This is a genomic window from Nannocystis exedens (assembly GCF_002343915.1).
Lineage (GTDB): Bacteria > Myxococcota_A > Polyangia > Nannocystales > Nannocystaceae > Nannocystis > Nannocystis exedens.
In genome coordinates, this window is record NZ_NETK01000001.1 from 5,380,723 (window position 1) to 5,406,056 (window position 25,334).

Annotated in this window: 13 protein-coding genes; 9 read left to right on the top strand and 4 right to left on the bottom strand. The window is 72.3% G+C overall.

Annotated features, from left to right (window positions below; genetic code table 11):
- The first annotated feature begins 128 nt into the window (after positions 1-128).
- The 4 genes from NAEX_RS21230 (at position 129) to NAEX_RS21245 (ending at position 5,238) form a co-directional block, all read left to right on the top strand.
- On the top strand, positions 129-2,516 hold the full coding sequence (locus tag NAEX_RS21230; RefSeq protein WP_096329306.1) for a protein kinase domain-containing protein: 2,388 nt from the start codon (positions 129-131) through the stop codon (positions 2,514-2,516).
- 155 nt (positions 2,517-2,671) lie between these two features.
- On the top strand, positions 2,672-3,559 hold the full coding sequence (locus NAEX_RS21235; protein WP_143140803.1) for a hypothetical protein: 888 nt from the start codon (positions 2,672-2,674) through the stop codon (positions 3,557-3,559).
- Positions 3,560-3,727: 168 nt separating this feature from the next.
- Positions 3,728-4,423 carry a hypothetical protein gene (locus NAEX_RS21240; protein ID WP_170135884.1) on the top strand — a complete coding sequence of 232 codons (696 nt, stop codon included), beginning with the start codon at positions 3,728-3,730 and terminating at the stop codon, positions 4,421-4,423.
- Positions 4,420-5,238: a hypothetical protein gene (locus NAEX_RS21245; RefSeq protein ID WP_143825603.1), complete on the top strand. Its 819-nt coding sequence runs from the start codon at positions 4,420-4,422 to the stop codon at positions 5,236-5,238. The genes NAEX_RS21240 and NAEX_RS21245 overlap by 4 nt, the downstream gene beginning before the upstream one ends.
- 4 nt (positions 5,239-5,242) lie before the next feature.
- Here the strand turns inward: NAEX_RS21245 and NAEX_RS21250 are convergent, their stop codons facing one another.
- A complete protein-coding gene (locus NAEX_RS21250) occupies positions 5,243-6,325 on the bottom strand; it encodes a hypothetical protein (protein WP_143140801.1) in 1,083 nt (360 codons plus the stop codon).
- 176 nt (positions 6,326-6,501) lie between these two features.
- Positions 6,502-12,759: a hypothetical protein gene (locus tag NAEX_RS21260; RefSeq protein WP_096329312.1), complete on the bottom strand. Its 6,258-nt coding sequence runs from the start codon at positions 12,757-12,759 to the stop codon at positions 6,502-6,504.
- 210 nt (positions 12,760-12,969) lie between these two features.
- Here NAEX_RS21260 and NAEX_RS21265 point away from each other — a divergent pair, with 210 nt between their 5' ends.
- Complete coding sequence (locus NAEX_RS21265) at positions 12,970-13,872, top strand: LysR family transcriptional regulator (RefSeq protein WP_096329313.1); 903 nt, start codon at positions 12,970-12,972, stop codon at positions 13,870-13,872.
- 90 nt (positions 13,873-13,962) lie between these two features.
- Here NAEX_RS21265 and NAEX_RS52175 read toward each other — a convergent pair whose 3' ends face one another.
- Positions 13,963-14,403, bottom strand: coding sequence for an integrin alpha (locus NAEX_RS52175; RefSeq protein WP_177325959.1), 441 nt, complete (start codon positions 14,401-14,403; stop codon positions 13,963-13,965).
- Positions 14,404-14,635: 232 nt separating this feature from the next.
- On the opposite strand from NAEX_RS52175, the gene NAEX_RS21275 reads away from it, so the two are divergent.
- From NAEX_RS21275 to NAEX_RS21290, 4 genes are all read left to right on the top strand, one after another.
- On the top strand, positions 14,636-15,589 hold the full coding sequence (locus NAEX_RS21275; protein WP_096329315.1) for a glycerophosphodiester phosphodiesterase family protein: 954 nt from the start codon (positions 14,636-14,638) through the stop codon (positions 15,587-15,589).
- 11 nt (positions 15,590-15,600) lie between these two features.
- A complete protein-coding gene (locus NAEX_RS21280) occupies positions 15,601-16,158 on the top strand; it encodes an ASCH domain-containing protein (RefSeq protein WP_096329316.1) in 558 nt (185 codons plus the stop codon).
- A gap of 477 nt (positions 16,159-16,635) precedes the next feature.
- Positions 16,636-22,575: an AAA family ATPase gene (locus tag NAEX_RS21285; RefSeq protein ID WP_096329317.1), complete on the top strand. Its 5,940-nt coding sequence runs from the start codon at positions 16,636-16,638 to the stop codon at positions 22,573-22,575.
- Positions 22,576-22,588: 13 nt separating this feature from the next.
- Positions 22,589-24,040 carry a hypothetical protein gene (locus NAEX_RS21290; protein ID WP_143140800.1) on the top strand — a complete coding sequence of 484 codons (1,452 nt, stop codon included), beginning with the start codon at positions 22,589-22,591 and terminating at the stop codon, positions 24,038-24,040.
- A 33-nt stretch (positions 24,041-24,073) separates the two neighbouring features.
- Here NAEX_RS21290 and NAEX_RS21295 read toward each other — a convergent pair whose 3' ends face one another.
- Positions 24,074-25,246 carry a hypothetical protein gene (locus NAEX_RS21295; protein ID WP_096329319.1) on the bottom strand — a complete coding sequence of 391 codons (1,173 nt, stop codon included), beginning with the start codon at positions 25,244-25,246 and terminating at the stop codon, positions 24,074-24,076.
- Between the last annotated feature and the right edge of the window lie 88 nt (positions 25,247-25,334).

Consider the following 25,334-nt stretch of genomic DNA (forward strand, 5'->3'; position numbering starts at 1 on the left):
AAACATGTTCGGCTGCCATGCTCTATTCTCTTGCTGCTCTCTCCGCCGACTTGGCCGAACGTGCATGAGGGTGTGTTCGGGTCGCAAACATGACCTGGAGTGAGGCTCATCTGGCACCCTGAGCCGCGATGCAGGGCCTCGATCCGCCGCGACCTCCGAACACCCGGAGCTGGACCTTCTTCGCCCTCGCCGGCGAGGACGAGCCCACGCCGACGCCGGGCGCGCCGGCGAGCGCGCGCGCCAGCGACAGGCGGCGGATGGTCGGGGGCCGCTTCGAGCTCGGTGAGCTGCTCGGCAGCGGCGGGTCGTCGTGCGTGTGGGCGTGCAAGAACCTGAACGCGGCGATCAAGATCCTCACGAGCGCCGACGAGGACGCGCGGCGGCGCTTCGTCGACGAGGGCCGGCTGCTCACGCACCTGCGCCACCCGCACCTCGTGCAGGTGCTCGCGGTCGGCGAGACCGACGCGAAGGCGCCGTTCATGGTGCTCGAGCGGCTCTCCGGCGAGAACCTCGACGCGCGCCTGCTGCGGGAGGGCCCGCTGCACTGGCTCGAGGTCGTCGAGGTGATGACGCAGGTCGCCGGCGCGCTCGAGGCGCTCCACCGGGTCGGCGTGATCCACCGTGACGTGAAGCCGAACAACATCGTCGCGGTGAAGAGCGCGACGAGCCGCCCGTTCGTCAAGCTGATCGACCTCGGGGGCGCGAAGGTCGAGGACTGGCAGCGGATCGAGGTAGCGGACGGCGAGCCCGTGACGCGGCACCAGACGGAGCTCGGCAAGCTCGTCGGGACGGACGGGTTCATCCCGCCCGAGGCGGCGCTGGTGCGGCCGAACCCCGGCTTCGACGTCTTCGGGCTCGGCGCGACGATCTATCTGCTCTGTACCGGCGAGCTGCCCAATCACCTCGACTACCGGCCGATGCGCGAGGTCCGGCCCGAGTGCGGCGTCCCGCCCGAGCTCGAGGCCCTGGTCGCGGACGCATTGGCGCTGCGGCCCGAGGACCGGATCGCCGGCGTCGCGGAGTTCCAGCGCCGGCTCGAGCGCGTCCGCGTGGCGCACATCGAGGACGGTTCGCCGTTCCTGTTCGAGGGGTGCTACGAGCTGATCGAGCTGCTGGGCTCGGGGGCGAAGGGCGAGGTCCATCGCGCGTACGACCGCGACGCGGCGCGCTACGTGGCGCTCAAAATTTTGGACGAGTCGGCCCGCGAGGACGACGAGGAGCGGCTCCGCTTCGCCCGCGAGGCGCGAGCGCTGAGCGCGGTGCAGCACCCGGCCCTGCCGCGGCTGTTCGAGTGCCGCACGGCGCGGACGCACCGCCGGCCCTACCTGGTCATGACGCTCATGCAGGGCCGGCCGGCGCGTGATTTCTACTATGGCGGCGGGCGGCTCGATCCGGGTGAGGTGATCGCGATCGGGAAACAGCTCGCCGGCGCCCTCGCGGCCCTGCACGCGCACGGGATCGTCCACCGCGACGTCCACGGTCGCAACGTGCTGCTCGACCTCGGGCGCGAGACCACGGCGGCGCTGATCGACTGCGGGATGGTCGAGTTCGAGGCGAAGTTCTATGCGACCGTCGCGCAACGCTACCCGACGCCACCCGAGTCGCGGGTGAAGCTGGGCACCGGCGGGCTCGAGAAGATGGACTGGACCGCGCCCGAGGCCCGCGCCGGCAAGGGCTGGACGGCCAAGAGCGACGTGTTCTCGCTCGGCCTGCTGCTCTACCAGCTCTTGAGCGGGAAGCGGCCGGTGCGGGACGAGCGAAATCAGTGGGTCTCGCCGCGAAAGCACGTGCCGTCGTGCCCGGTCGCGCTGGCGAGCGCGCTGCTCAACACGCTCGAGGACGACCCTGCCGCGCGCGTGGACATGCAAGGTTTGATAAGGAAGCTCGACGCGGCCGCCGAGGAGTGGGCCGAGGAGTGTTGCGAGGACGAGGTCGAGGCGGAGGCCGCGGGTTCGAGCGGCACGCCCGAGCCGACTGCCCCGGCAATTTTGAAAAATGAATCGACGCGCACGAAGGCGTCGTCGGGCGACGGGAAGGCGGGCGCGACGTCGGCGCCGCTCGTAACCTCGCCGGCGACGACGTCATGGCGGCGCGCGGTGCTCGGCGAGGCACTCGTCGCGTCGCTGCTGTGCGTCGTGATCTGGCAGGCGCTCCGCGAATCGCCGCGAGCGCCGGAGCCCCGGGTGATTCTGCTGGCGAGGTCGACGAATGAACCACCGACGTCGCCCACGTCGGCGGCCACCGCGGAGTCGCCGACGCTCACCGAGGCCGCGCCGCTCCCGACCGTCCGCAAGGCGCTCGACGACGCCGGGCCCGCGCTCCGCCGCTGCTCGGAGCTGGCAGGCGGGCTGCTGCTGGTCGAGTTCGAGACGGCGGAGAATCAACCCGCGTTCGTCAAGGTCGCGCTGCCCGGCAACACGGATGACGCGGTGCGTCGCTGCGTCGACGATGCGACTGGAAAGATCCGCTTCGCGCCGGCAGGCAAGCAGTCGTTCTCCGAGGAGTACATGCCATGAGCCCGATGTCCCTGTCCCTCGCGTGCCTGCTCGCGCTGCAGGCCGCAAACCCCGCCCCGGCCCGCACCCCGGAGTGCGAGCTCACCGACAACCGCTGCGAGGCCGAGCTGTTCCTGCGGCGCGCGAAGGCGGCGAAGAACGACCGGCACCGCGCGATGTACCTGTTCGCGGCGCACCGGGCCTACCTCGCGGTATTCGACGAGGTCGGCGAGGCGTCGCTCGTCTGCAAGGCGCGCCGCGCCTACGACGAGAGCGTGGCGATCGCCGACCAACCCGACGAGCAGCGCGCGAGCTTCGTGGCGAAGCTCGAGGACCTCACGTCGCGCGAGCGCAAGGCAGGCGTGCGCTGCGGTAATTTTTTAAGAAATCGGTCGCCGGGCGAGCGCGGGCGCGTGGCGAAGAAGCCGGCGAGCGCCGCGACGAGCAAGTCGCCGGACGAGCCTTCGACCCTGGACGTCGCGGCGAGCAGGTCGCCGGGCGAGCCTTCTCCGGACGCCGCGGCGAACACCACGGGTGAGGCGGCGATGGTCGTGACGAAGGCATCCTCGGAGCCCGCGCCCGTGCATGCGGTCGCGGCGGAGCAGGCGACGCCTGGGACGCTGAACTCCAAGCCCTCCGCCGGGCCGTCCGAGGGAGACCTGCTGGCGGTGACGCGGCGGCCGGCGAGCGAGACCACGTCGGTGCCTCGCCCGGGTCGCGGCCTGGTCATCGGCGGCAGCGTGACGCTCGGGCTGGGTCTCGTGCTCGCGGGCGTGGCGAGCTACACGGGGTCGCGGCTGGTCGAGACCCGGCGCGCCGCGGAGGTGCTGCACGCGTCGTTCGATGGCTATGCAACGGAGGAGCAGCTCGCCGAGGACGCGGCGCTGCGGCACGACTACCGGCGCCTCGGGCCGCCGACCCTCGCGCTCGCGCTGGTGGGCGGCACGTCCGTCGTCGTGGGCGCCGTGCTGCTCGGTGTAGGTGCCCGCCGCATGGCCCGGACCGCGTCGCGGACGGCAATTGTTCCGGTTCCTGGCGGTGTTGCTTTTCGTGCGCGATTTTGACCCAATGCCCACGAGGCCCCGCATGTCCACCCTCTCCGCGTGTTTTTAATAAACACCCTCGCACTCGTGAGCGCGGCATGCACCCCGCCGTGGGACCGGGCTGTGGGCTGCGCCGAGTTCGACGCCTGCACGACCACGACGAGCGCGGCGAGCGTGGGCGACCCGAGCATGACCGGGGAGATCCAGACAGTCACGAGCAGCGACAGTGACGGCACCAGCACCGGTGAGGGGACGGGCGCGAGCGAGGGATCGGGCTCGGGCGGTGAGGCAGCGCTGCCGGTCGAGGTCGAGGTGTTGCTCGATCCGTCGCCGATGACCGCGGTCGGGCCGGTGCAGGTGTCCGTGTCGACGTCGCGGCCAGTGTCGTCGATCGACGTCTTTTTAAACGAGGACGTGCCGCTGGTCCTCGGCGCCGCGCCCGGGAACCCCGTCCACGTGTTCGAGGTGACTTCTGAAGATGTCCCCGGCGACGGGACGCACACGATCCGGGCGATCGCCCATGCGGCCGACGGCGTCAGTGGCGAGGGCAGCGAGGCGCTGCTCGTCGACGTGCAGCCCGGTGGTAGCGACGTATGGCCGCCCTACGTGAAGGCGGGGCCGATCAATGGCTTTACGAGTGCGGCGCTGCGTGGCAACGGGATCGACGTGGCGGGGTACTTCGAGACGCAGGATGGGCTCGAGGCGGTGGCGGTGCGCATCGATGGGACGAAGGGACAGCCGGAAGGGGCGCCGGTGCTGCTCGGGCCGGTCGCGGTGACGGGCGGGGGCGCGGGCCGGCGATCGCTGCTGCCGGCGAGGACGCGGCGTTCGTGGCGTGGACACAGCCTGTCGCCGCCACCACGCAGTGGGCGGTGTCGCGGGTGAAATTCGGAGAGGCGAAGGGGCCGACCTGGACGGGGCCGCTCGACACCTCGGTCAACGCGATCGCCCTCGTGGACGACGTGCTCGTCCTCGCCGGCGCGTTCGCGCAAGGGCCGGGCACCCATGACCTCTGGGTCTGGTGGATCTCGGCCGAGACGGGAGAGCTTCTGAATGTACGAGCGTTCGCCGCGCCGTTCCTGGATGACCCGCAGAACTGGTTCGACGAGGTCGCGCGCGGCGTGGCGCTCGTCGGTGACGAGGTCGTGGTCGTCGGTGAGCGCCAATTTCTGACCGTCGACGACGAACTCGTGCGACGCACGATCGTCCTGCGCCATGGCTTAGACGGCGAACCGCTGGCCGAGTGGACCTCGCCGGGCGAACAGCTCCAAGAGGACGCCGGGATGGGGATCACGCCGCTGCGTGACGGAGGCTTCGCGGTGGTTGGGTGGGGGCGGGACCAGGAGACGATCCGCCAGGTGGTGACGCGCTGGTTCTCGGCTGCAGGAGAGCCGACCGCGATACGCATCGAGCCAACGCCCTCGAACGACGCGGTCGGTTTGGTCGTCGGCGAAGACCGCGAGGGCAAGCTCATCATCGCTGGGATGCGGCAGCAGCCAAAGACCGACGCGAACGCGTGGGTCTTCGCCATCCCCGGGCCGGTCGGACCTCCAGTGTGGGAAGTGGTTCGCAACGGTCCCGGGCAAGGACCCGACGAGGCCGCTGGTCTGGCGATCGATGCGTGGGGCTACACGTACGTCGCGGGCAGCGAGTTCGATGCTTTGCAGCCGCGAGCCTTCGCCCTGCGCCTGTACCCGTAGGTGCTTACTGGGGCACGAACACGTCGCACTGCGACTTGATCATCTTCGCCACTGTGGCGAAGTAGTCGCCGTACTCTTCTGCACAGATCGAGCCGAACAGGGCGTTTGGCTGCATGAGCTCGGTCCACGTGCGGAGCTCGTGTTCGCTGCCTGGGCTGTAGCCGCACAGCCCTGCGGGGTCGTCCTTGTCCGTCGAGATCACGAGCAGGACCACCGCGTCGGCGTCGCCCCCCTTCGCCTCCACCAAAGCGTCCCTCCAGTCGTCCGCGGTGCCCTCGCTGCCCTGGTCGTAGGTGTCCTGGATCGCCACGACGACGAGGAGCGCGTCATCGCGGAGAAAACCCTCGTTGCACCCGCCGGGCGCATGGATGTCGTCGGAGAGGGCCATGGCCGTGACCTCCGCGACGCCGCTCCCGCCGTTGGTCCCCATCGAGGCGATGCAGGTGAACGCGTCCTCGAGGTTCGGCTGGCCCGAGGTGATGTAGCGGAGGCCGCTGGCGAGCTCGCACCGCTGGTTGCTCGCGCCCTCGCCGATCGGGTAGGTCATGCCGGCGCCGCGGACGAGGTCGCAGGGCTGCGGGGACACGCCGCACGGGAACTCGGGGAGCTCCGCGCACACGTCCTTGCAGCCGGCACAGCTCGGATAGCCCCAGAAGCCGGCCGTGTTGGCAGACAGGATGTGATAGTCGAAGTCCGCGAACTCGCTCTCGAGCGTGGCGATGAAGCCCGGGAAGCTCGCCTTGAGCCGGGCCTGCTTGGGCTCCATGGTCGGCGCGCCGCTGATCGTGAACAGGAAGTCGACCTTGCCCTTGCAGCCCGGGGGCGGGCCGTCTCCGCCGTCGGGGGACGTCCCGAAGTCCGGGATGGCGCCCGAGCTCGTCGAGGCTGAGCTCGCCGAGCCCTCCGAACTCGCCGCCGTCGAGTCCTCGGCCGAACTGGTGGAACTCGACGTCGAGGTCGCCGTGTCACCGCCGCTCGAGGTGGACCCCGGTGGTGGCGCGGTCGTGACGCTCGTGCTGAAGCCCGTCTCGTGGCCGTCGCGGTTGCAGGCGGCGAGCATGAGGGCGGTGAGCGCGAGACGACGCATCGCCGTGAGCGTAGCGCTGGCCGCGGGAATTTTCACTCCGGCGGGAGCTGCGGTCTAAACGCTTGCTGATGGCCCTCCGCGGCGGGCGTACGGACCGCAGGATGCGGCGAGCGCCGTCGCCGACCGCGAGCATCGCTGCAGGCGCTCGCGGCGGGCGAGTCTCGTGAAGCAACGTCTCACCGCGGAGGCGGTGGGGCCTCGAGCACCGTCGCGCCGGCCTCGTCGCTCACGACCAGGATCGCGAACCGCTCCGCGCGGTCGAGGTCGTCGGTCGACAGCGTCGCGTAGTCGAAGCGGCCGCGCATGTCGGTGTAGCCGTCCTTGTAAAAGGCCACGGTCCCGCCCTGCTGCCGGGCGTAGACCTTGACGTACGTCGCGGGCAGGGGCGCCTGCGTCGACGCGCGCAGGACCTTGACCTGGCCGTATTGCTGCGCGAGCTGGGTCGCCAGGTCGTGCGAGTAGTGCGTGATCGACCGGCGCAGGCCGGCGGCGGAGACCGCGTCGATCACCAGGTTCGCGCCGCGCATGCCCTGAGGGATCTCCACGACCGTGCGGCCCTCGGTCGCCGACAGCGTCACGTCGATCGTCGCGCCCGGCTCGATCCACGAGAAGCGCTCGACCTCGCCCTGCACGAACGGCTGGCGCGAGAACAGCAGCTCGATGTCCATGCGGTAGAAGCGGAGCTGGCAGCTCGTCACGTTGTGGTGCTGGACGATCACCCGGCCCTGCTCGGCGGTGAGGCTGAGCGCGGGCTGGCGGGCGGCCAGCTCGTCCATGCGTTGCTCGCGGCTGTCGACGTCGACGGCGGCCGCGGGGCCGCGGCCCTCGGCCTCGTCGAGCATCGCCAGCAGCGCGACGAAGCGGCTCCGCCAGCGGTCGACCGGGTGGGTGCGCCACGGCTCGGCGAGGGCGCGGGCGGCCGCGAGATCGCCGCTGCAGCAGGCCGCGTAGGCGGCGAGGTAGTCGTATTGCAGGCGCGTCGCCAGCTTGCCCGGGTCGACGCGGGCGAGCGCGGCGAGGGCGTCGTCGGTGCGGTCGAGGCTGAACAGGTAGTGCGCGGCGGCCAGCAGGTCGTCGGGCGTGGGCGCGGGGCGGTGGGCGACCAGCTCGAGGAACTGGTTGTATTGCGCGGCGAGGGCGTCGTTGAGGACCTGGCGCTTGCTGCCGAGGCGGTGGGCGCGGGCGGTGATCAGCGGGGCGTACTCGAGGTGCTCGTACCAGTTGCGCTCGACCGGGTCGAGGTCGACGATGCCGCCGCCGAGCACGGGGCCGGCCTTGCGCACGAAGGCGTCCTGGTGGCGCAGCCACTCTGCCACGCGCGGGCGGTCGGCGTGGGCCAGGGCGTAGGCCCACAGGCGATCGTGGTAGGTGCGGCGCGAGGTGAGCAGGGCGAGGACGCGGGTGAAGGCGTCGCGGTCCTTCATGCGCCAGGCGATCTTCTCGAGCTCGACGCGGCCGAGGTTGGCAGTCGCGAGGAACTCGAGGACCTCGTCGGTCGTGCCGTGCTGCGAGACGTGAGCCCATGATTTGGCGTCGACGCGGGTCGGGGTGACGACGACGTCGAGCAAGGCCGGCGGGGCGGCGCCGACCAGCTCGGCCCGATCGGCGCGGTGCTGGCTGACGTGGGCCGGGAAGTGCGGGAACTGCCCGGGCGCCGGGAAGTAGAACGCGTACTCGAGCTGCTCGGTGGCGTAGGGGCCGAGGTGGAGGTTGAAGGTGCGGGTGTAAAAACCATTGGCGACCGGCAGCGCGCCGCGGGGGATCTGCAGCAGCGCGGCGACCCGGCGATAACGGCTGGTCGGGTTGGTGACGACGACCAGGCAGCGATAGACGACGCCGACCAGCAGCTCGCCCTCGACCACCTTCTCGCGCTGCTCGGCGCCGTCCCACTCGAAGCGGTCGTCGCTGCGGACGTAGCTCTGGCCGACCAGCAGGGCGTCGCGGGCGTCGCCTTCGGCCTCGACGGCCGCGATCCGCGTGCGCGCGGCGAGGGCCGGGGTGGCGCAGGTGAGGCTGAGGCGCGTGTCCTCGACGACGACGGCGTGCGCGCCGGCGACGAACGGGAGGTCGAGCACCGCCAATGCGCACAGCGCCGAGGCGAAGTCGCCGGCGCACTCGCCCAAGTGCGGGGACAGGAATGGACCGACCGCCGGATCGTGGCGGGCGAAGTCGCGCCAGTAGCGATTGACGGCGATCAGCGCGTTGCCGGCCGCGGCGGCGCGGATGTGCCACCAATCCGACTCGGCCCATTCCTGGGTCTTGTCGGCGCCGCGGTAGAGCGGGGCGCTGCGGCGACGCTCTCGCAGGTCGGCCGCCACGGTGGCGTCGCCGAAGTCGCCGCCGCCGCGGCTGGGGCCGCGCATCGGCATCGCCGCGGCGGGCGCGGGCGGCGGGCCGCCGATCTCCATGAGGGCCGCGGACTGGGGCTCGACCTCCTCGTCGTCGGCGTCGGCTGCCAGCTCGTCCCCCTCGCTGCGGCCGCGGCGGGCCCTGCTGTCGCGCTTCTTGGCCTTCTCCCTGGGGGCGGGCTCGGCGGCGACCTCGCGCTCCATGAAGTCCATCGCCGCGGCGGCGGCGACCCCACCGCCCTCGAGCGCGGAGGCGCCGAGCAGGGTGTCGACGAGGCGATCGTCGCGCTCGGGGTCGGGCGGGATGAGGTCGACGGCGTCGCCGAGCAGGCGGACGATCGACTCGCGCACGTCGGGCAGGCGGCGGGCCAGCAGCGCCCGCTCGAGCGCGTTGAGCCGATCGAAGGCCCACGGCTCGCAGTAGCCGGAGAGGTCGGCGCCGAGCAGCCAGTGGTCGACGAAGGTCTTGCGCCGCTTGTGCGCGAGGTACGGCCGGACGACGCGGGCGAAGAACTCGGGGTCGCGGAAGTAGAGGAACAGGTGCAGCTCGTGGCAGGCGTACTTGCTGTAGCGGGCGCGGCGGGTGGCGTCGTCGAGGGCGTGCCACTGGGTGACGAAGGCGAACTCGCGCAACGTGTCGGGGGCGCCGAGCGAGAGCAGGACTTGATGGGCGCGGGCGACGGTGTCGACCAGCTCGAGCTTGCCCGAGCGCAGGTCCTCGACGACGAGGGTGGCGCCGGCCGGAGCCGCGTCGACGCCGCGAAGCTCGGTGAAGTGCCGGTCGTGCGCGAGGGCGAAGCGCAGCCGGAGGTCGCGCGGGCGCAGCTCGGTGGGCGGAAGGCCGAGGTCGGCGACGCTGGTGAGCGCCGGGTCGACGACGAGGACGCGCACGCTCTGGGCGGCGCCGAGGTCGGCCAGCGGGACGCGCAGCTCGCCGCTCGCGTCGGGGCGCAGGTTGGCGAGCACGACCGCGGGCGCGGGCAGGAAGTCGAGCGCGACGAAGCCGCCCTGCTCGCCGATCATCGACGCCTGGGTGCGCGGGGCGGCGGTCGCCGGCGCGGCCGGGGGACGCGGCGGGCTGGCGGCGTAGCCTCCGCCGCCCTTGGCGTGCTGGACCCCGGTGGTGGTGGTCCGCACCGCCCACGGGTTGAGCAGCAGACCTGGCTTTTCGAGCAGCATGCCGGGCCGCCGCGGGAGGTTGCGGCGCTCGAGGACGTAGCGGTACTCGTCGCCGATGTCGCGGCCCGAGACGTAGTGCGACAGCACCGGCGCGACCGCGCCGGCCAGCGGCGGCCGCGGGGCGCGGCGCAGGCTGCAAGGCAGCGCGCGGTCGGGGCGGTAGCGGGTCGCCAGCACGTGGACGCGCGTGAGCGGGCCGGCGCCGTCGAGCTTGAGGCGCAGGTGATCGCCGTCGACGCGCAGGCCGGTGAGCAGCGGCAGCGGCGGCGACAGCTCGATCGAGGTCGGACCGGCGGCGGCCCAGCCGTCGCTGATCGGGGTGTCGGCGGGGACGACGACGATCCGCACGTCGGCGACGCCGCGGCTCTGCAGCAGGTACTCGCCGGCCTCGAGGTCGCCGGCGACGACCAGCACGCGCTCGCCGAGCGACACGCGGGAAGAGACGTCGCGCGCTGGGGCGCCGCCGCGCAGCTCGACCAGCGAGACGTCGCCGGCGCCGATCGCCGGCGGCCGCGGCAGCAGGACCTGCTCGCCGGCGACGGCGTGGATCGTGCGGGCCGCGTCGAGCTCGGGCCACAGGTGGAATTGCTGCGTCTCGCTGGTCGGCAGCGAGGCGGTGACGCGCTCGATGCCGGTCAGGGCGCCGAGCTCGATGCGCCCGTGGGCGTCGGTCTCGAGCGTGGTCGACAGCTCGAAGGTCACGGCGACGTGCTTGAAGCTCAGCGCGACGGCGCGGCCGGCCCGCGGCTCACCTGTCTTTCCGAGCAGGTGGAGGACGTGGCCGTCGGCGCCGGCCGACAGGTGCAGCGCCTCGGTGGACTCGCTGCGGTGGATCCGCGCCACCTCGGCGCTGGCGGTGTCGGCCAGGTCGCCGGTCTTCTGCGCCGAGGCGACGCGGACCTGCCCGCGCGCGGTGACCGAGACGTGGGCGGCGTCCTCGGGGACGACGAGCTCGACGACGGTCTCGGCGTCGTCGCGCAGGACCACCGGCTGGGTCTTCGTGGACGTGGTGCCGGCGCCGTCGGTGACGGCGAGCTCGACCACCGGGTCCTCGATCAACGCGACCGGCGCGGGCCAGCCGGCGACGGTGAGCATCGGTCGCAGCAAGATCCGCGCCGTCTTGCCGGGCACCAGGGATTCGCGCTCGAGGTGGATGCCGGCGTGGAACTGATACTGCTCGGCGGGGTGCTGCAGGGTCTCGGCCTGGGCGATGTCACCGTGGACCAGCAGGACGGTGGCGCGCGACGGGGCGGTCGAGAACGGGATCGTGATCGCCCCGTCGTCGCGCGGCTCGTACTCGCGGCCGGCGAGCCAGAGCCGCGCGCCCTCGAGCGGGCGGCCGGCATCGTCGAGGACGCGCACCGTGGGCCCGGCGACGCCGACGCGGACGGTGTGGCGCAGGCCGCCCTTGCGGATCAGCGCGCGGCTCGACTTGCCGCCGCCGATCAGCTCGATCACGTAGGTGCCGGGGCGGTTGCAAGTGGGCAGGGCGATCTGCCGGCGCACGCGCTGGATCGCCGGGGCGTCGCCGAGGATCACCTGCTCGTCGCTGGCGACCAGGCCGTCGAGGTCGATGGTGGTGTCGACCTCGGCGCGGCGGGCGAGGAAGTGGGCGACGGCATCGATGCGGTAGGTCTTGACGACCAGGCGCGGGACGTTCTTGACTGAGGCCTCGAGCGCGACGGGGGCGTCGGCGGCGACGCGCGCGGGGTTGCGGACGGTGAGCTCGAGGTCGACGCGGTCGCGCAGGGCGGCCAGGCGGGCCGGGCCGAGCACGGCGGCCCAGCGCTCGGGCTCGGGGGCGCCGGCGAGCAGGCGGGCGGTGGCGAGCTGCTCTTCGAGCCAGTCGGCGCGCAGGTACTCGGCGAAGGCGTCGCCCTCTTCTTGCAACAGCAACTGCTCGAGGTACTCGCGCACCAGCGGCTCGTCGTCGGGGACCGGCTCGAGGCCGGCGGACTGGGCGGCGTCGGTGCCGGGCACGACCTGCTGGTCGGAGGGGACGTGGCGCAGGTACTCGGCAGGGACGTAGTGGACCTTGCGCGGCAGCGCGAGGTACCGCAAAAACCGCTCGCGGTCGAGGACGCCGCGGCGGCGGTCGAGGTCGAGCTGGTGGTAGAGGACCTGGGCCTTGAGCGCGTTGAAGGCGGGCGGGAGCGTGGCGACGTAGGCCCACAGCTCGGCGAGGTAGGCGGCGCGCGCGGCGAGGTCGGTGCGCCAGTCGACATGGGTCGGCGGCCGCAGCCGCACCAGCACGGCGGCGACGAACTGCGGGTGCTTGCGCAGCTCGGGCCGCAGCGCGGCGAGCTCGTCGAGCTGGGCGCGGGTGAGGCGGGCGTGCACCGCCAGCGAGCCGAACCCGCGCGAGGACTTCTCGCCGAGGTCGGCGGCGACGAGGGCGACGAGCCCGGGGAAGTCGGTGCGCTGCAGCCGCTGCAGCAGGTTGCGCCGCTCGGTCGCGTCGAGGCTCTCGCCGACGAGGTCGGGCAGGGCCCAGTCGGTGAGGTAGTTGAGCTCATGGCCGCGGGCCCGCGCGTCGGCCACCAGCGCGGCCTGGTCGATCAGCGCGGGGTCGAGGCGCGTGGGGTAGCGGTGGGCGGCGGTGACCGCCTCGGCCTCGTCGTCGAGCCGCACGCGGGCCTCGAAGCGCAGGGCGTCGGCGTGCTCGCCGAGGTCGCGACCTGCCCGAAGGAGCAGCTGACGGCGCGACAGCCGGGCGTGGTGCTCGTCGGTGCGGCCGTGCCGCTTCTTCCATCCGGCGAGGATCGCGTCGACGTCGTCGAGCCGGCCCTGGTGCTGCAGATGCACGCCGCGCCAGTAGTCGTGCTCCGGCGTGCCGGGCAAGAGGCCCGCGAGGGCGGCGGCGCGGTCGTCGGAGAGCGCGAGTGCTTCGAGGTGCTCGAGGTCCATGGGGACGCTGAGGGTATGCCGCCGTCAAGGCGCGTGCCACTGCGTGCGATCGCCCGGCGAGCGCGGACGAGCGCGAGGGCGGGTACATGTCTTCAGGGACAGGTGGCGCGCAGGCTGCGGGCGGTACGTCGTTCGCTCGGGCGATTCCGCGCGCTCGCCCGATGCGGCCCGCTATCGGCGCGCAGGTCGGCTCGGCTACGATCGGCGCGGATGGATCTCGAAGAGTTCAGGGCCTTCCTCGGAGTGGTCGAGACCGGCTCGTTCCTGGCCGCGGCGACCCAGCTCAACATGGCCCGGGCGACGCTGCGGCGCCGCGTCGAGGCGCTCGAGGCCCGCGCCGGCGTGCCGCTGCTCGAGCGGAGCGCCCGCGGGGTGGTGGTGACGGAGGCCGGAGCTGTCCTCGCCGCCAGGGGTCGCCACGTGCTGCAAGAGGCGAGCGCGCTGGTGGCCTCGGTGCGGGAGATCGGGCGCGAGCCGGTCGGGGTGCTGCGGGTCCTGATGCCGATGGGGCTGCCGCCGCACGCGCTCACGCCGCTGTTCGCGGCGCTGCGCCAGACGTTCCCCCGGCTGTCGCTGCAGCTCCGCTTCAGCGAGGACCCGGTGGCCGGCCCGCTCGAGGACGTCGACATGCTGTGCCACTTCGGGCCGGAGGGGCCGGAAGGGCCGTGGCTGTCGCACGAGGTGTGGCGCCTGCGGGAGTGGCTGCTGGCGTCGAGCGACTACCTCGAGCGCCGCGGGACGCCGAAGACGCTCGAGGAGCTGACGCGCCACGAGGTGCTGGCGTGGGCGCCCCCCGGCGAGGACCCGCGCGTGCTGCCGTCGCTGGCCGGCGAGTCGTTCGAGGTCGAGCCGACGCTGGTGACGGCCGACGTGCATTGCCTGCGACAGATGGTGATCGCCGGCCTCGGGATCGGCTTTTTGCCCGACGCGATGCTGCCCGACCCGGGCGTGCCCGACGGGCTCCTGGTGCCCGTGCTGCCGGAGCTGATCGGTCGCCAGCGCAGCCTCCAGGTGGCGTTCCCGGCCGCGCAGGCCGGGCTGCCCAAGCTGCGGTCGATCCTCCACCACGTGCGCACGTTCGCCGAGCGCTCGGCGGCGCTGCGCGGCGGGTGAGGCGGCGCGGTCATATGTCCTCCAGGACAGCCGGCGACGGGCTCGCCGGCCGAATGTCCCGAAGGACATGTCGAGGCGGGCGCGACCGGCTCACATGATGCACTCGCTCGCGGGCCTCACCCCGATCGGGCGCGAGGCCGTGAAGGCCGCGCCGAAGGTGTCCTCGGGCTCGGTGAGCTGGGTGTCGATGTCGGCCTGGGTCCACTGCTCGCCGGCGACGAGGGAGGGCGCGGTGGAGCTGGCGGTGTAGAGCACCTGGGCGTCTCCGGCCTCGGAGGCGTCGAAGACGTCCGGCGCGTCCTGGTAGAGGGTGGTGATGCGATCGGCCGGGTCGTCGAGGCCGGACGCGCTCCCGTAGAGGATGTTGACGGCGCCCGCACCGGCGATGGAGCCCACGTTCTCGCCCGGGGCGCCGATCGCCAGATCCTCGTAGCCGTCGCGGTCGAAGTCGGGGCCCCGCGCCTGGGCGAGCGCCGGCGCAAACACCATACCGAGGGTCGTCGCTGCGATGACGACACTGTCGCGTGCCATGTTGGTTCCTTCGAAGCGCTCCCGACTGCAACCGCCGCTCCGGGCTCGCGGCCGCAAAAGCACAATCGTTTCGGGGCGAGCGTTCGCTGTGGCCCGCGCCGGTGAAATGAGCCCATGCGGCCACGAGCCGCTGGCCCTGGGGTCATCCCAGGCGGGCAGCAGGGACGCGTCGTGACGATCCGCAAGCGGCGCGATAGCGAGCACCGCGAGGCGGGCGTGGTAGCATGAAAGGATGCTGCGAGAGATCGGCGCTGCCCTGTTGCTGAGCTGCTCGGCGTGCGGCTCCCCGGGGATGTCCGGAGAGACAGGTGACGCGAGCGGCTCGACGACGACCTCGACCGGCTCGACGACGACCGGCGGCACGAGCGAGGCGCCGACGACGTCGAGCAGCACGACCGAGGCCGGCAGCGAGACGGGGCAGCCGCCCGGCAACCTGCTGCTGTCGGACAAATTCCTGAACATTGCCCACCGCGGGGGCGGGCTGCTGCGGCCGGAGGAGACGCTGCCGGCGTTCGAGCACGCGCTGGCGGTCGGGGCCGACGTGCTCGAGTTCGACGTGCACGCGAGCAGCGACGGGGTGCTCGTGGCGATGCACGACGCGACGGTCGACCGCACGACCGACGGGACGGGGGCGATCAAGGCGCAGACGCTGGACGAGCTGCGAGCGCTCGACGCGGGCTACCGCTTCACGCCCGACGGCGGGCAGACGTTCCCGTACCGCGGGATGGGGCTCCAAATTCCGACGCTGGACGAAATTTTGGAGCAGTTCCCCGATTCGTACTACTTGATCGAGATCAAGCAGACCGACCCGCCGATCGTCGACGGGCTGCTGGCGGCGCTCGAACAGCATGCGGCGCTCGAGCGGGTGGTGGTCGCGTCGGGCGACCTCGAGACGATCATGGCGGTGCGGGCGGCGGCGCCGGAGGTGTTCACGTCGCTGAGCACGCCGGAGGTGCTCGACCTGTACCTGAAGGTCGGCAGCCCGGAGTACGTGGCGCCGGCGCGGTTCGTCCACTCGCCGTGGGACCTGACCAGCGCCGAGCTGGTGACGTTCGCCCACGAGCTGGGGCTGAAGGTCCACCCGTGGACGGTCAACGAGGAGGATCGCATGGTCGACCTCATCGGCCGCGGCGTCGACGGCATCATGACCGACGATCCGGCGCTGCTCGCGACGGTCGCCCCGTGACGAGGTGAGCGATGCTGATCCGGCGCGAGATCCTCGAGAAGATCGCCGAAGGCGGCGTGACGCTGCAGTTTCGCCGCTGGCGTCGACCGACGGTCCGCGCGGGCGGGACGCTGCGGACCTCGCGCGGGGTGCTGGCGATCGCGGCGGTCGAGCCGGTCGCGCTGGCCAAGATCACGGCGGCCGAGGCCCGACGCGCGGGCAGCCCGTCGCTGGCGGCGCTGCGCGCCGAGCTGGCGGGGCACGAGGGCACGGTGTACCGCGTCGAGCTGTCGCTGGCCGGGGCCGACCCCCGCGTGGCGCTGCGCGAGACGCTGCCCGACGCCGAGCAGACGGCCGCGCTCCAGGCCAAGCTCGAGCGCCTGCCGTGGGCGGTCGAGCTGCTGCGCACGATCGCCGCGCAGCCGGGCGTGCGCGCGCCCGACCTGGCCGCCGCAGCCGGCCTGCCGACCCCGAACTTCAAGGCGCGGGTCCGCCGCCTCAAAGAGCTCGGCCTGACCGAAAGTCTAACCGTCGGCTACCGGCTGTCGCCGCGCGGGCGGGCGCTGCTGGCGGCGCCGACTCCGAAGTAGCGCGTGTGGACATGACTTTGGAAGCATGTCGAAAAGGACATGCACTGGGAACCATATCGTGCGTCTCGGCGGATAGACAATCGGGACGACCGCCGGCTCGACCGACCGCCGCGACGGTCGTGAATCACAGCAGATGCACGCCCGTCGGCGGGGCGCGGCGTCCACGTCGCCCGCCGTCGCGCCTGCGTGAAGCGCTCCGCCACGGGTCGCCAGGAGCGCCAGCGCGTGGTCCGGGCGAACCGCCAGCGGCTCGGTGATCGACCGCCGCCGATTGTCGATAGCCCTCCGCTGCGCCGCGCATTCGCCATGGCCCTCGCCTGAGCCGATGCTCAAATTGTCGCGAATTTGATCTGCGAGTCGGGGCGGGGTGTTTACCCTGGTTACGCCCGACCGCCGCCTCCCGCAGGCGGGGTGATCGCCGAGTCCCGGGTCGAGCCGGCTGTACGAGCGCGCGTTCACGGGTGAGCAAGGTCTTGAATGATCGCCGTGAGAGGCTACGCGCTCCGCGACAAGATCGAGGAAACGACGACCTTCAGCACCTACCGCGCGAGCCGCGAAGACGACGGCGCGCCGGTGTTGCTGAAGGTCCTGCGCGCGGAGGGCTCGACCGGCGCCGAGGTCGCGCGCTTCAAGCATCAGTACGAGCGGATCGCGCGCCTCGCCTCGCCGCGGCTCGTCACGGTGCATGGCGTCGAGGAGCTCGCCGGCGCCCTGATCGTCGTCACCGAAGACTTCCCGGGCCGCGAGCTCGCGGCGATCCTCGCCGCGTGTCCGTCCCACCGCATGCGCCTCGACGAGGCGCTCGCCCTCGCGGTCGCGCTCGCCGAGGGCCTCGCTGCGGTGCACGCGGCGGGGCTCATGCACGGCGATCTGCGGCCGCACAACGTGCTGATCGGGGCGGGCGGCGCGATCAAGATCACGGGCTTCGGCGTCGACGCCGAGCTGACCCGCGCGCACGAGCAGCTGTACGCGCCGGCGGTGCTCGCCGACGTGCTGCCGTACGTCTCCCCCGAGCAGACCGGCCGCATGAACCGCGGCGTCGACTACCGGGCCGACTTCTACGCGCTCGGCGTCGTCCTGTATCAGGCGCTCACGGGCCGGCGGCCGTTCGCGGCGGGCGACCCGATGGAGCTCATCCACGCGCACCTCGCCCTCGCGCCCGTGCCGCCGCTCCGCGTCGATCCGACGCTCCCCGAAGCCGTCTCCGGCGTCGTGCTCAAGCTGCTGGCGAAGAACGCCGAGGACCGCTACCAGAGCGCCGAGGGCCTGCTCGCGGACCTCGAGCGCTGCCGCGAGGAGCTGCGCGTCACGGGGACCATCGCGCCCTTCGTCGCCGGCGAGCGCGATCGCCAGGATCTGTTCCGGATCCACCAGAAGCTCTACGGCCGCGAGCACGACGTCGCGGCGCTCACCGCCGCGTTCGAGCGCGCGCTCGAGGGCAGCCGCGAGATCGTCCTCGTCTCCGGCTACTCGGGGATCGGCAAGTCCTCCCTCGTGCACGAGATCTTGAAGCCGCTCGCGCGGCAGAAGGGCTACTTCACCAGCGGCAAGTGCGACCAGTACAACCGGGACGCGCCCTACAGCGCGGTGATCCAGGCGTTCGACGGCCTGGTGCGGCAGATCCTCAGCGAGAGCGAGGCGCGCATCCTCGGCTGGCGGAGCGCCATCGCCGAGGCGCTCGGGACGAACGCGCAGGTCGTCTGCGACGTCATTCCGTCGCTCACGCACGTGATCGGCGCCCAGCCGCCCGTCCCGGCGCTCGGCCCGATCGAGGCGCAGAACCGCCTGAACCGCGCCTTCCTGCAGTTCGTCTCGGTGTTCGCCCGCGGTGCCCATCCGCTGGTCCTGTTCCTCGACGATCTGCAGTGGATCGACCCCGCGAGCCTCGGCCTGCTCCGCGTGCTGCTCACCGACGACTCGCTCGAGGCGCTGTTCTTCTGCGGCGCCTACCGCGACAACGAGGTGTCGCCCGGGCACCCGTTCCTCCTGACCATCGAGGAGGCCGAGCTCGTCGTCCACGACATCGTCCTCGCCCCACTCGCGCGCCCGCACCTGCTCGAGATGCTCGCGGACAGCCTGGGGCGCGACGACTGCGGGCCGCTCGCCGACGCGGTGCAGACGAAGACCGGCGGCAACCCGTTCTTCGTCAAGCAGTTCGTGCGGTCGCTGTACGACCACGGCGTGCTGGCGTACACGCCCGGCGCGGGCTGGTCCTGGGACCTCGCGGCGATCGACGCGCTCGGCTACACCGACAACGTGGTCGACCTCATGGTGCGGACCATCGCGCGCCTGCCCCCTTCGACCGTGAAGGCGCTCCAGCTGGCCGCGGCGATCGGCAACCGGTTCGACCTCGACGTGCTCGCCGCGGTCAGCGAGTGCTCGCCGGAGGACGCGTACGCCCGCCTCGATCCGGCCGTGCGCGAGGGGCTCGTGATCGCCGGGCGCGACGGCTACCGCTTCGCCCACGACAAGGTCCAGGAGAGCGCGTACGCGATGATCCCGGCGGCGGACCGGCCCGCGTTCCACCTCCGGATCGGCCGCCTGCTCGCGGGCAAGCTCGACCTCGAGGACAGCCAGAGCCTGTTCGACGTCGTCGGCCACCTGAACAGCGCCGGCGACCTCGTGTCGGACCCGGAGGAGCGCCTGTGCGTCGCCCGCATGAGCCTCGACGCCGCGGTCCGGGCCGAGGAGTCGGCGGCCTTCGGCGCCGCGCTCCGCTACCTGCAGTCGGGCCTGCAGCGCCTGCCGGCCGACGCCTGGACGTCGCAGTATTCGCTCCGCCTCGAGTACGCGAAGCGGACCGCGCTCATGCTGGCGCTGTGCGGCCGGCACGACGACGCGCTCGCGCTCCTCTCCGACTGCCTGCAGCGGGCCGCGAGCCGGCTCGATCGCACCGAGGTGCTGCGGCTCAAGATGAACGTGCAGGTGCTCAAGAACGACCTGCCCGCCGCGCTCGAGGAGGGGCTCGCGGCCCTGCGCCCGCTCGGGCTCGACCTGCCGCTCTTCCCCGACCAGGCCATGCTCGACGCCCAGATCGGCGCGACGATGGCGCTGCTGCGCGAGCGGACGCTGGCGGCGCTGCCGGGCCTGCCGCCGCTCGAGGACCCGGAGATCTGCGTCATGCAGGACGTGCTGCAGGAGCTGTTCGTCCCCTGCTACTTCCTGGCCTCGCTCAACTTCGGCATCACCGTCGCCAAGATCCTCGAGAACACGCTGCGCCACGGGCTGTCGAAGACCGCGATCTACGGCTGCGTGCACTTCGGGATGTTCTTGTGCGCCCGGGGGGACATCGAGCTCGGCTATCGCCTCGGACGGATCGCCGCGGAGCTCGCCGAGCGGTACCCCGACAAGAAGTCCGAGCCGGTGCTCTGCAACATGTGGGGGGCCTTCATTCAGCACTGGAAGGAGGGCTACGCCGCCTGCAGAGCGCCGCTGCGTTTCGGCATGCACGCCGGGCTCGAGACCGGCCAATACATCTGGGCGTTCTACAACGCCGCCAACCTGATCACCAACAGCCTCCTGCGCGGCCTCCCGCTCGCCGACCTCCTCGCCGAGGCGCAGAGCTGCCAGCCGATCCACAAGCTCGACAAGTTCAACGCCATCACCTGGGCGGTCGGCGCGGTCGGACAGCTCGCGCACCAGCTCTCGGTCGAGACGGCGCGCCCGACCGCGCTCAAGGGCGAGTGGGTCGACATCGACGAGGTCGTGGCCGAGGCGCGCCGGATCGACAACCAGGCCTCGCTCTTCTTCGCCCACTTCTACGTCGTGCTCCTCGGCGTCTTCCAGGGCGCGTTCGCCGAGGCGGCCCGCGTCGCGCTCACGCTCGACGTCGACATCCCGGCGGTGGCGGCCTGGCTCGGCAACCCCGCGTTCCATTGCTACGCCGGCGTCGCGCTCACCCGGGCGGCGGACCTGGCCCCGCCGGACGAGCGCGCGCGCTTCCTCGCCCGCGCGCAGCTGTTCGCCGAGAAGCTCGCGCGCTGGGCGGACCTGTGCCCGGAGAACCTGGCCCACCGCAGCGCCCTGCTCGGCGCGGAGCTCGAGCGGGCGCGGGGCGACGCGCGCGCCGCAGAGGAGCGCTACGACGAGGCGATCGCGCTCGCCCAGCGCGGCGGCTACCTCCACGACGAGGCCCTCGCCAACGAGCTCGCCGGCCTCTGCTTCCTCGCGCGCGGCAAGACCACCGTCGCGCGCGCCTACCTCACCGAGGCGCACCGGGCCTACGGCCGCTGGGGCGCGACCGAGGCGATGCGGCGCCTCGAGCGCTCGCACCCCGAGCTCGTCCCCGCCGAGGTCCTCGCCGCGCCCGGCGGCGCCGCGCTCGACATCGCCTCGGTGCTCAAGGCCTCCCAGGCGATCTCCGGCGAGATCGTCCTCGACCGCCTGCTCGACGCGCTGATGCGGATCCTGGTCGAGAACGCCGGCGCGCGGCGCGGCGTGCTGCTGCTGCTGCGCGACGGACGGCTCGTCGTCGAGGCCGAGCACCGCACCGGCGAAGCGGCCGTCCACGTGCTCGGCGCGGCGCCGCTCGAGAGCCGCTCGGACCTGCCGCGCAGCGTCATCACCTACGTCGCGCGGACCCGCGAGCCCGTCCTCCTCGACGACCGCGCGAGCGACGGGCCGTTCGGCGGCGATCCCCGCTTCGTCGGCGCCGCCCCGTGCTCCTCGCTCGCCGCCCCCATCGTCTACAAGGGGCGCCTCGCCGGCATCGTCTACCTCGAGAACGACCTCACCCGCTCGGCCTTCACCCCCGACCGGGTCGAGCTCATCCGTCTGCTCTCGGCCCAGGCGGCGATCTCCATCGAAAACGCCCGCCTCTACGCCGACCTGCAGCAGGAGAACGCCGAGCGCCGGCGGGCGGAGGCGTTCTTGCGCGAAAATCAGGCGCTGCTGCAAGCCATCGTCGACAACACGACCGCCGTCGTGTTCGCCAAGGACTTCGCGGGCCGCTACATGCTCGTCAACCGCGGGTTCGAGGAGCTGTTCCACATCAGCCGGCGGGAGGTGCTCGGCAAGACCGACCACGAGCTGTTCCCGCGCGACCAGGCCGACGGCTACCGCGCCAACGACCTGCTGGTGCTCGCGCAGGATCGACTGATGGAGGTCGAGGAGGTCGCGCCCCAGAGCGACGGCACGCGCACGTACCTGTCCCTCAAGTTCCCGCTCCGCGATCCCGCCGGCCACCCCGACGGCGTGTGCGGCATCTCGACCGACGTCACCGCCCGCAAGCGCGCAGAGGAGGTGCTGCGCCGCTCCCACTCGCTCCTCGAGGCGACGCTCGAATCGACGGCCGACGGCATCCTCGTCGTCGACCGCGCGCAGCGCGTCATCCGCTACAACCGCAGGTTCGTGGAGATGTGGCGCGTCCCCGCCGAGGTCCTCGCCGAGGAGTCCGATGAGGCGTTTCGGACCTACGTCTGCGACCAGCTCCGCGAACCCGAGGCCTTCCTGCGCGGGATCGAGGCCCTCTACGCCGCGCCCGAGGAGAGCAACGTGAGCACCATCGAGTTCACGGACGGGCGGGTCTTCGAGCGCTATTCGCAGCCGCAGCGCCTCGGCGAGCGCGTGGTCGGGCGGGTCTGGAGCTTCCGCGACGTCAGCGCGCGCGTGCACGCCGAGCAGCAGCGCGATCAACTCCTCATGGACGAGCGGCGGGCCCGCGCCGCGGCAGAGGAGGCCGTCCGCCAGCGCGACGACTTCCTCTCGATCGCCTCGCACGAGCTCCGCACCCCGCTCACCAGCTTGCAGCTCGCCATTCAATCGCTGGAGAAGCGGCTCTCGCGGGGCATGGACGTCGAGCGCGTGCGGGCCGCGGTCGCCCTCTCCAGCCGCCAGGTCCAGCGCCTCGCCGACCTCGTCGACATGCTCCTCGACGTCTCGCGGATCCAGGCGGGGCAGCTCGACCTGAACCGGGCGCCCGTCGATCTGCGCGAGCTCGTCACCCAGGCCGTCACCCAGTTCGACGACCAGTTCGCGCGGTCGGGCAGCACGCTCGCCTTGCGCGCGGACAAGCCGGTCATCGGTCAGTGGGACCCGTACCGCCTGGAGCAGGTCGTCACCAACCTCGTCGCCAACGCGATCAAGTTCGGCGAGCACGCGCCGATCGAGATCGCCGTCACCGCGGAAGCCGGGGTCGCGCGGCTCTCGGTGACGGACCACGGGATCGGGATCCCCGCCGAGGTGCAGTCGCAGCTGTTCGAGCGCTTCCGTCGCGGCGTCTCGTCGCGGAACTACGGCGGGCTCGGGCTCGGCCTCTACATCACTCGCACCATCGTCGAGGCGCACGGCGGGCGGATCCGCCTGTCGAGCGAGGTCGACCGGGGCTCGACCTTCTGCGTCGAGCTGCCGCTCTCGGTCGAGAGCGCGGGGGCCGGCAACGCCTCGTCTCCGCCCGTCCCGAGCCCGGCATCCCCGTAGTAGAGTGGACGGCATGTCTGCCTGGCTTCGATCCCGTGTCCTGCTCGCCGTCCTGACCGGAGCGGCCTGCGGCCCCGGCAAGGCCGCCACCGACGGCCCCGACACCGATCCCTCCTCCACCACGAGCGACCCTGGCGCGACCACGACGACGGCGAATCCCACCACCACCGGGCTGCCGACCACGAGCACCGGCGATCCGACGGATAGCGGCACCACGGGCGCCGACGTCGACCCCTGTGACGGCGAGTGGGAGCTCCCGGCCGCCGTGGTCGCCGACCTGAACCTCAACGTGGCCGGCGCGGCGCCGTCCGAGGTCTTCGACCCCGGCGTCGTCTATCCCGACGGCACCCCCGCCGCGTGCATCCGCTGGGACGGCGACAGGCTCGGCGGCGTGCGCCTCGCGTTCGGTCCCGCGGTCGGCGACGGCCCCGAGAGCCTGCTCGAGGTCGTCGTCAGCGACGGCGAGCGCATCTACGGCACGAGCAGCTGGCCGCCCGAGCCGGGCGTCTACGACGGCGTCGACGTCCTCTACACATTCACGTCTGCCCCCGGCCAGGCGCAGACCTTCGACTATGTGCAGAGCCAGGGCATCGGCGAGCTGGACGCGCGGTGGGTCGGCAGGGCGCCCGGCGAGCACATCACGTTCCAGGCCAAGCTCACCATGCCCAATGACGGCGCGGGCGCCGACGTCGGCTTTCAGATCGACGCCGTCATCGCCCCGGCCATGGCGCCCTCCGTCGATTTCTGCGAGACCCTCGACGACCCGACCAAGTGCAGCCTCGCCGGCTGCGCGCTGTGGGTGCACGCCGAGGTCGTCGACGATCCGGCCCTGTGCACCCTGTCGCCCGCCGGTTATTGCGCGGCCGACGTCGCCGCCACCGATCCGGAGTACGACAGCGCCTTCTTCGCCGTCGTCGACGGCGCTCTGCACATTGCCCGGTCCGGCAGCGAGGGCTGCGGGTCCTTCGGCACCGAGCACCCGTCGCACTGGACCGAGTGCGGCGCCCCCGGCTCGCCGCCCGAGTGCGCCTGCGTGTGCGCCGGCGGCGTCTGCCCCGGCGATGCCGCCCTCGACCTGATGGAGGGCTGCGGGTTGCCGCAGCCGTGCCCCGACCTCGACGGCGGCTTCGAGTGGGATCCCGCCGACGATTGCATCTTCGAGGCCGTCCTCGCCGACGCCCCCGCCGTCCTCCGCACCCACACCAACCTCGGTGATCCCGACCTGGACGACCGCGTCTATCTCCGCGGCGACGGTACCGCCACCTGGCTCCGCGGTGAATGCGATGTCTCCTGCCTCGGCTCGTGCGACGATCGCAATTGGGGGGTCGCCAAAAGCTGCGCCCTGCGAGAGCCGGCCTTCTTCACCGAGTGCGCCGCTGCCGTCGATCAGGGGCAACTGGCGGAATGCCATGATGCGGCCAATTGGTTCACCGGCTGCGCGGCGGCGGTCCCCGTCTGTCCATAGCGTCGTGGCTCGGTCCGCGCCGCGGCGTGAGGCTCACAGGCAGCCGCTGCAGAGCTGCACCTTGCCGCGCAGCTCCTCCTTCGGCGGCTCGCCCGGGGTCCACGGCGCGCCGGGTTCGGCGTAGGGGATGAGGGTGCAGCCGCCGCTGACGGCGGAGAAGTTGAAGCCGGCGCCGTGCGGGGCGGCCTCGCTCGGATAGTTGAACTCGGCGGTCGGCGCGAACGGGTCGGTGTCGTCGAGGATGCAGCGCGGGGCCTCGCAGTCGCCGAGCTGCGGCAGGCACTGCGGCTGCTTCATCGGCGCGATGTTCTGCAGGGTGGCGTTCAGCCACACGCCCGTCGGCACGTCGACGGTGATGTCGGCGGCCCACGGCTCCGGGGCGGTGATCACGAGCTGGCCGAAGTTGTCGACGCCGCACGGACATTCGGGGGACCAGGCCTCGCGGCCGCTGCCGTCGGGGAAGCCCTCGCAGGCCGCGACGCTGGCCGGCGGACAGGCGGGGGCCGGCGAGAGGTCGCGACACATCCGGACCCTGGCCCTCCCGGCCTGGAGCTCGATCTCCCCGCCGCTGCACAGGTCGAGGACGGTGACGTCGCTGCGGCGCGGCCAGGCGTCCTCGGCGGTGTTGTCCTCGGTGGTGACGAACAGCTCGCCGCGATACCCTCGCGGCAGGTGGACGCGGATGTCCATGCCGGTGCGGAGCGGCTGCGTCTGGCCGTCGTAATAGGCGTAGATCGCACAGTTGTGCTTCCAGGCGCCCTTGGTGCAATCGTTCTCGGCCGGGGGTCGGGGCACGGGGTTGCCGGCGAGGACGAATGCCCACAGCGACAGCCGCTCGAGCACCTCGGTCTCGAGGGCGTCGCCGAACACGTACTTGCGGGTCTCGATGGTGATGGTCTCCTCGTCGTGATCGAGGAGGACCTCGACGACGCCGCGGTTGGCGAAGTTACCGTCATACTCCTTGCGGCCGACGGTGAGCGTGCGGATGTCGGCGAGCGGGAACGGCAAGGCGTCGACGGCGACCTCCCACGGCCCCTCGCGCGGGCCGATCTCCTCCGGCGGCAGGGTGCTGGAGGCCGAGGTCTCGCCAGCGGTGGTGCCGTCGTCGGTCTCGCCGGAGGTCGTGCCGCCGCCGGGGCGACAGCCGCCGAGGACGAGGCCGCCGAGCAAAGCCACGAGGGCGCCACACGAATGGAGGGTCGGCATGTTTATCGGTTAGCACGCGCTGCGCGGGGTCGAATGCGCGCGCCGAGCGCGGACCGATCGCCAATCGTGCGAGTTCGAGCGGGCCCGA

What these genes read in the sequence shown, in the direction of transcription:
- NAEX_RS21250 (WP_143140801.1), bottom strand. Translation starts at nt 6,325, where the DNA reads ATGCGTCGTCTCGCGCTCACCGCCCTCATGCTCGCCGCCTGCAACCGC.
- NAEX_RS21285 (WP_096329317.1), top strand. Translation starts at nt 16,636, where the DNA reads ATGATCGCCGTGAGAGGCTACGCGCTCCGCGACAAGATCGAGGAAACG.
- NAEX_RS21275 (WP_096329315.1), top strand. Translation starts at nt 14,636, where the DNA reads ATGCTGCGAGAGATCGGCGCTGCCCTGTTGCTGAGCTGCTCGGCGTGC.
- NAEX_RS21265 (WP_096329313.1), top strand. Translation starts at nt 12,970, where the DNA reads ATGGATCTCGAAGAGTTCAGGGCCTTCCTCGGAGTGGTCGAGACCGGC.
- NAEX_RS21260 (WP_096329312.1), bottom strand. Translation starts at nt 12,759, where the DNA reads ATGGACCTCGAGCACCTCGAAGCACTCGCGCTCTCCGACGACCGCGCC.
- NAEX_RS52175 (WP_177325959.1), bottom strand. Translation starts at nt 14,403, where the DNA reads ATGGCACGCGACAGTGTCGTCATCGCAGCGACGACCCTCGGTATGGTG.
- NAEX_RS21235 (WP_143140803.1), top strand. Translation starts at nt 2,672, where the DNA reads ATGTACCTGTTCGCGGCGCACCGGGCCTACCTCGCGGTATTCGACGAG.
- NAEX_RS21290 (WP_143140800.1), top strand. Translation starts at nt 22,589, where the DNA reads ATGTCTGCCTGGCTTCGATCCCGTGTCCTGCTCGCCGTCCTGACCGGA.
- NAEX_RS21295 (WP_096329319.1), bottom strand. Translation starts at nt 25,246, where the DNA reads ATGCCGACCCTCCATTCGTGTGGCGCCCTCGTGGCTTTGCTCGGCGGC.
- NAEX_RS21230 (WP_096329306.1), top strand. Translation starts at nt 129, where the DNA reads ATGCAGGGCCTCGATCCGCCGCGACCTCCGAACACCCGGAGCTGGACC.
- NAEX_RS21280 (WP_096329316.1), top strand. Translation starts at nt 15,601, where the DNA reads ATGCTGATCCGGCGCGAGATCCTCGAGAAGATCGCCGAAGGCGGCGTG.
- NAEX_RS21240 (WP_170135884.1), top strand. Translation starts at nt 3,728, where the DNA reads ATGACCGGGGAGATCCAGACAGTCACGAGCAGCGACAGTGACGGCACC.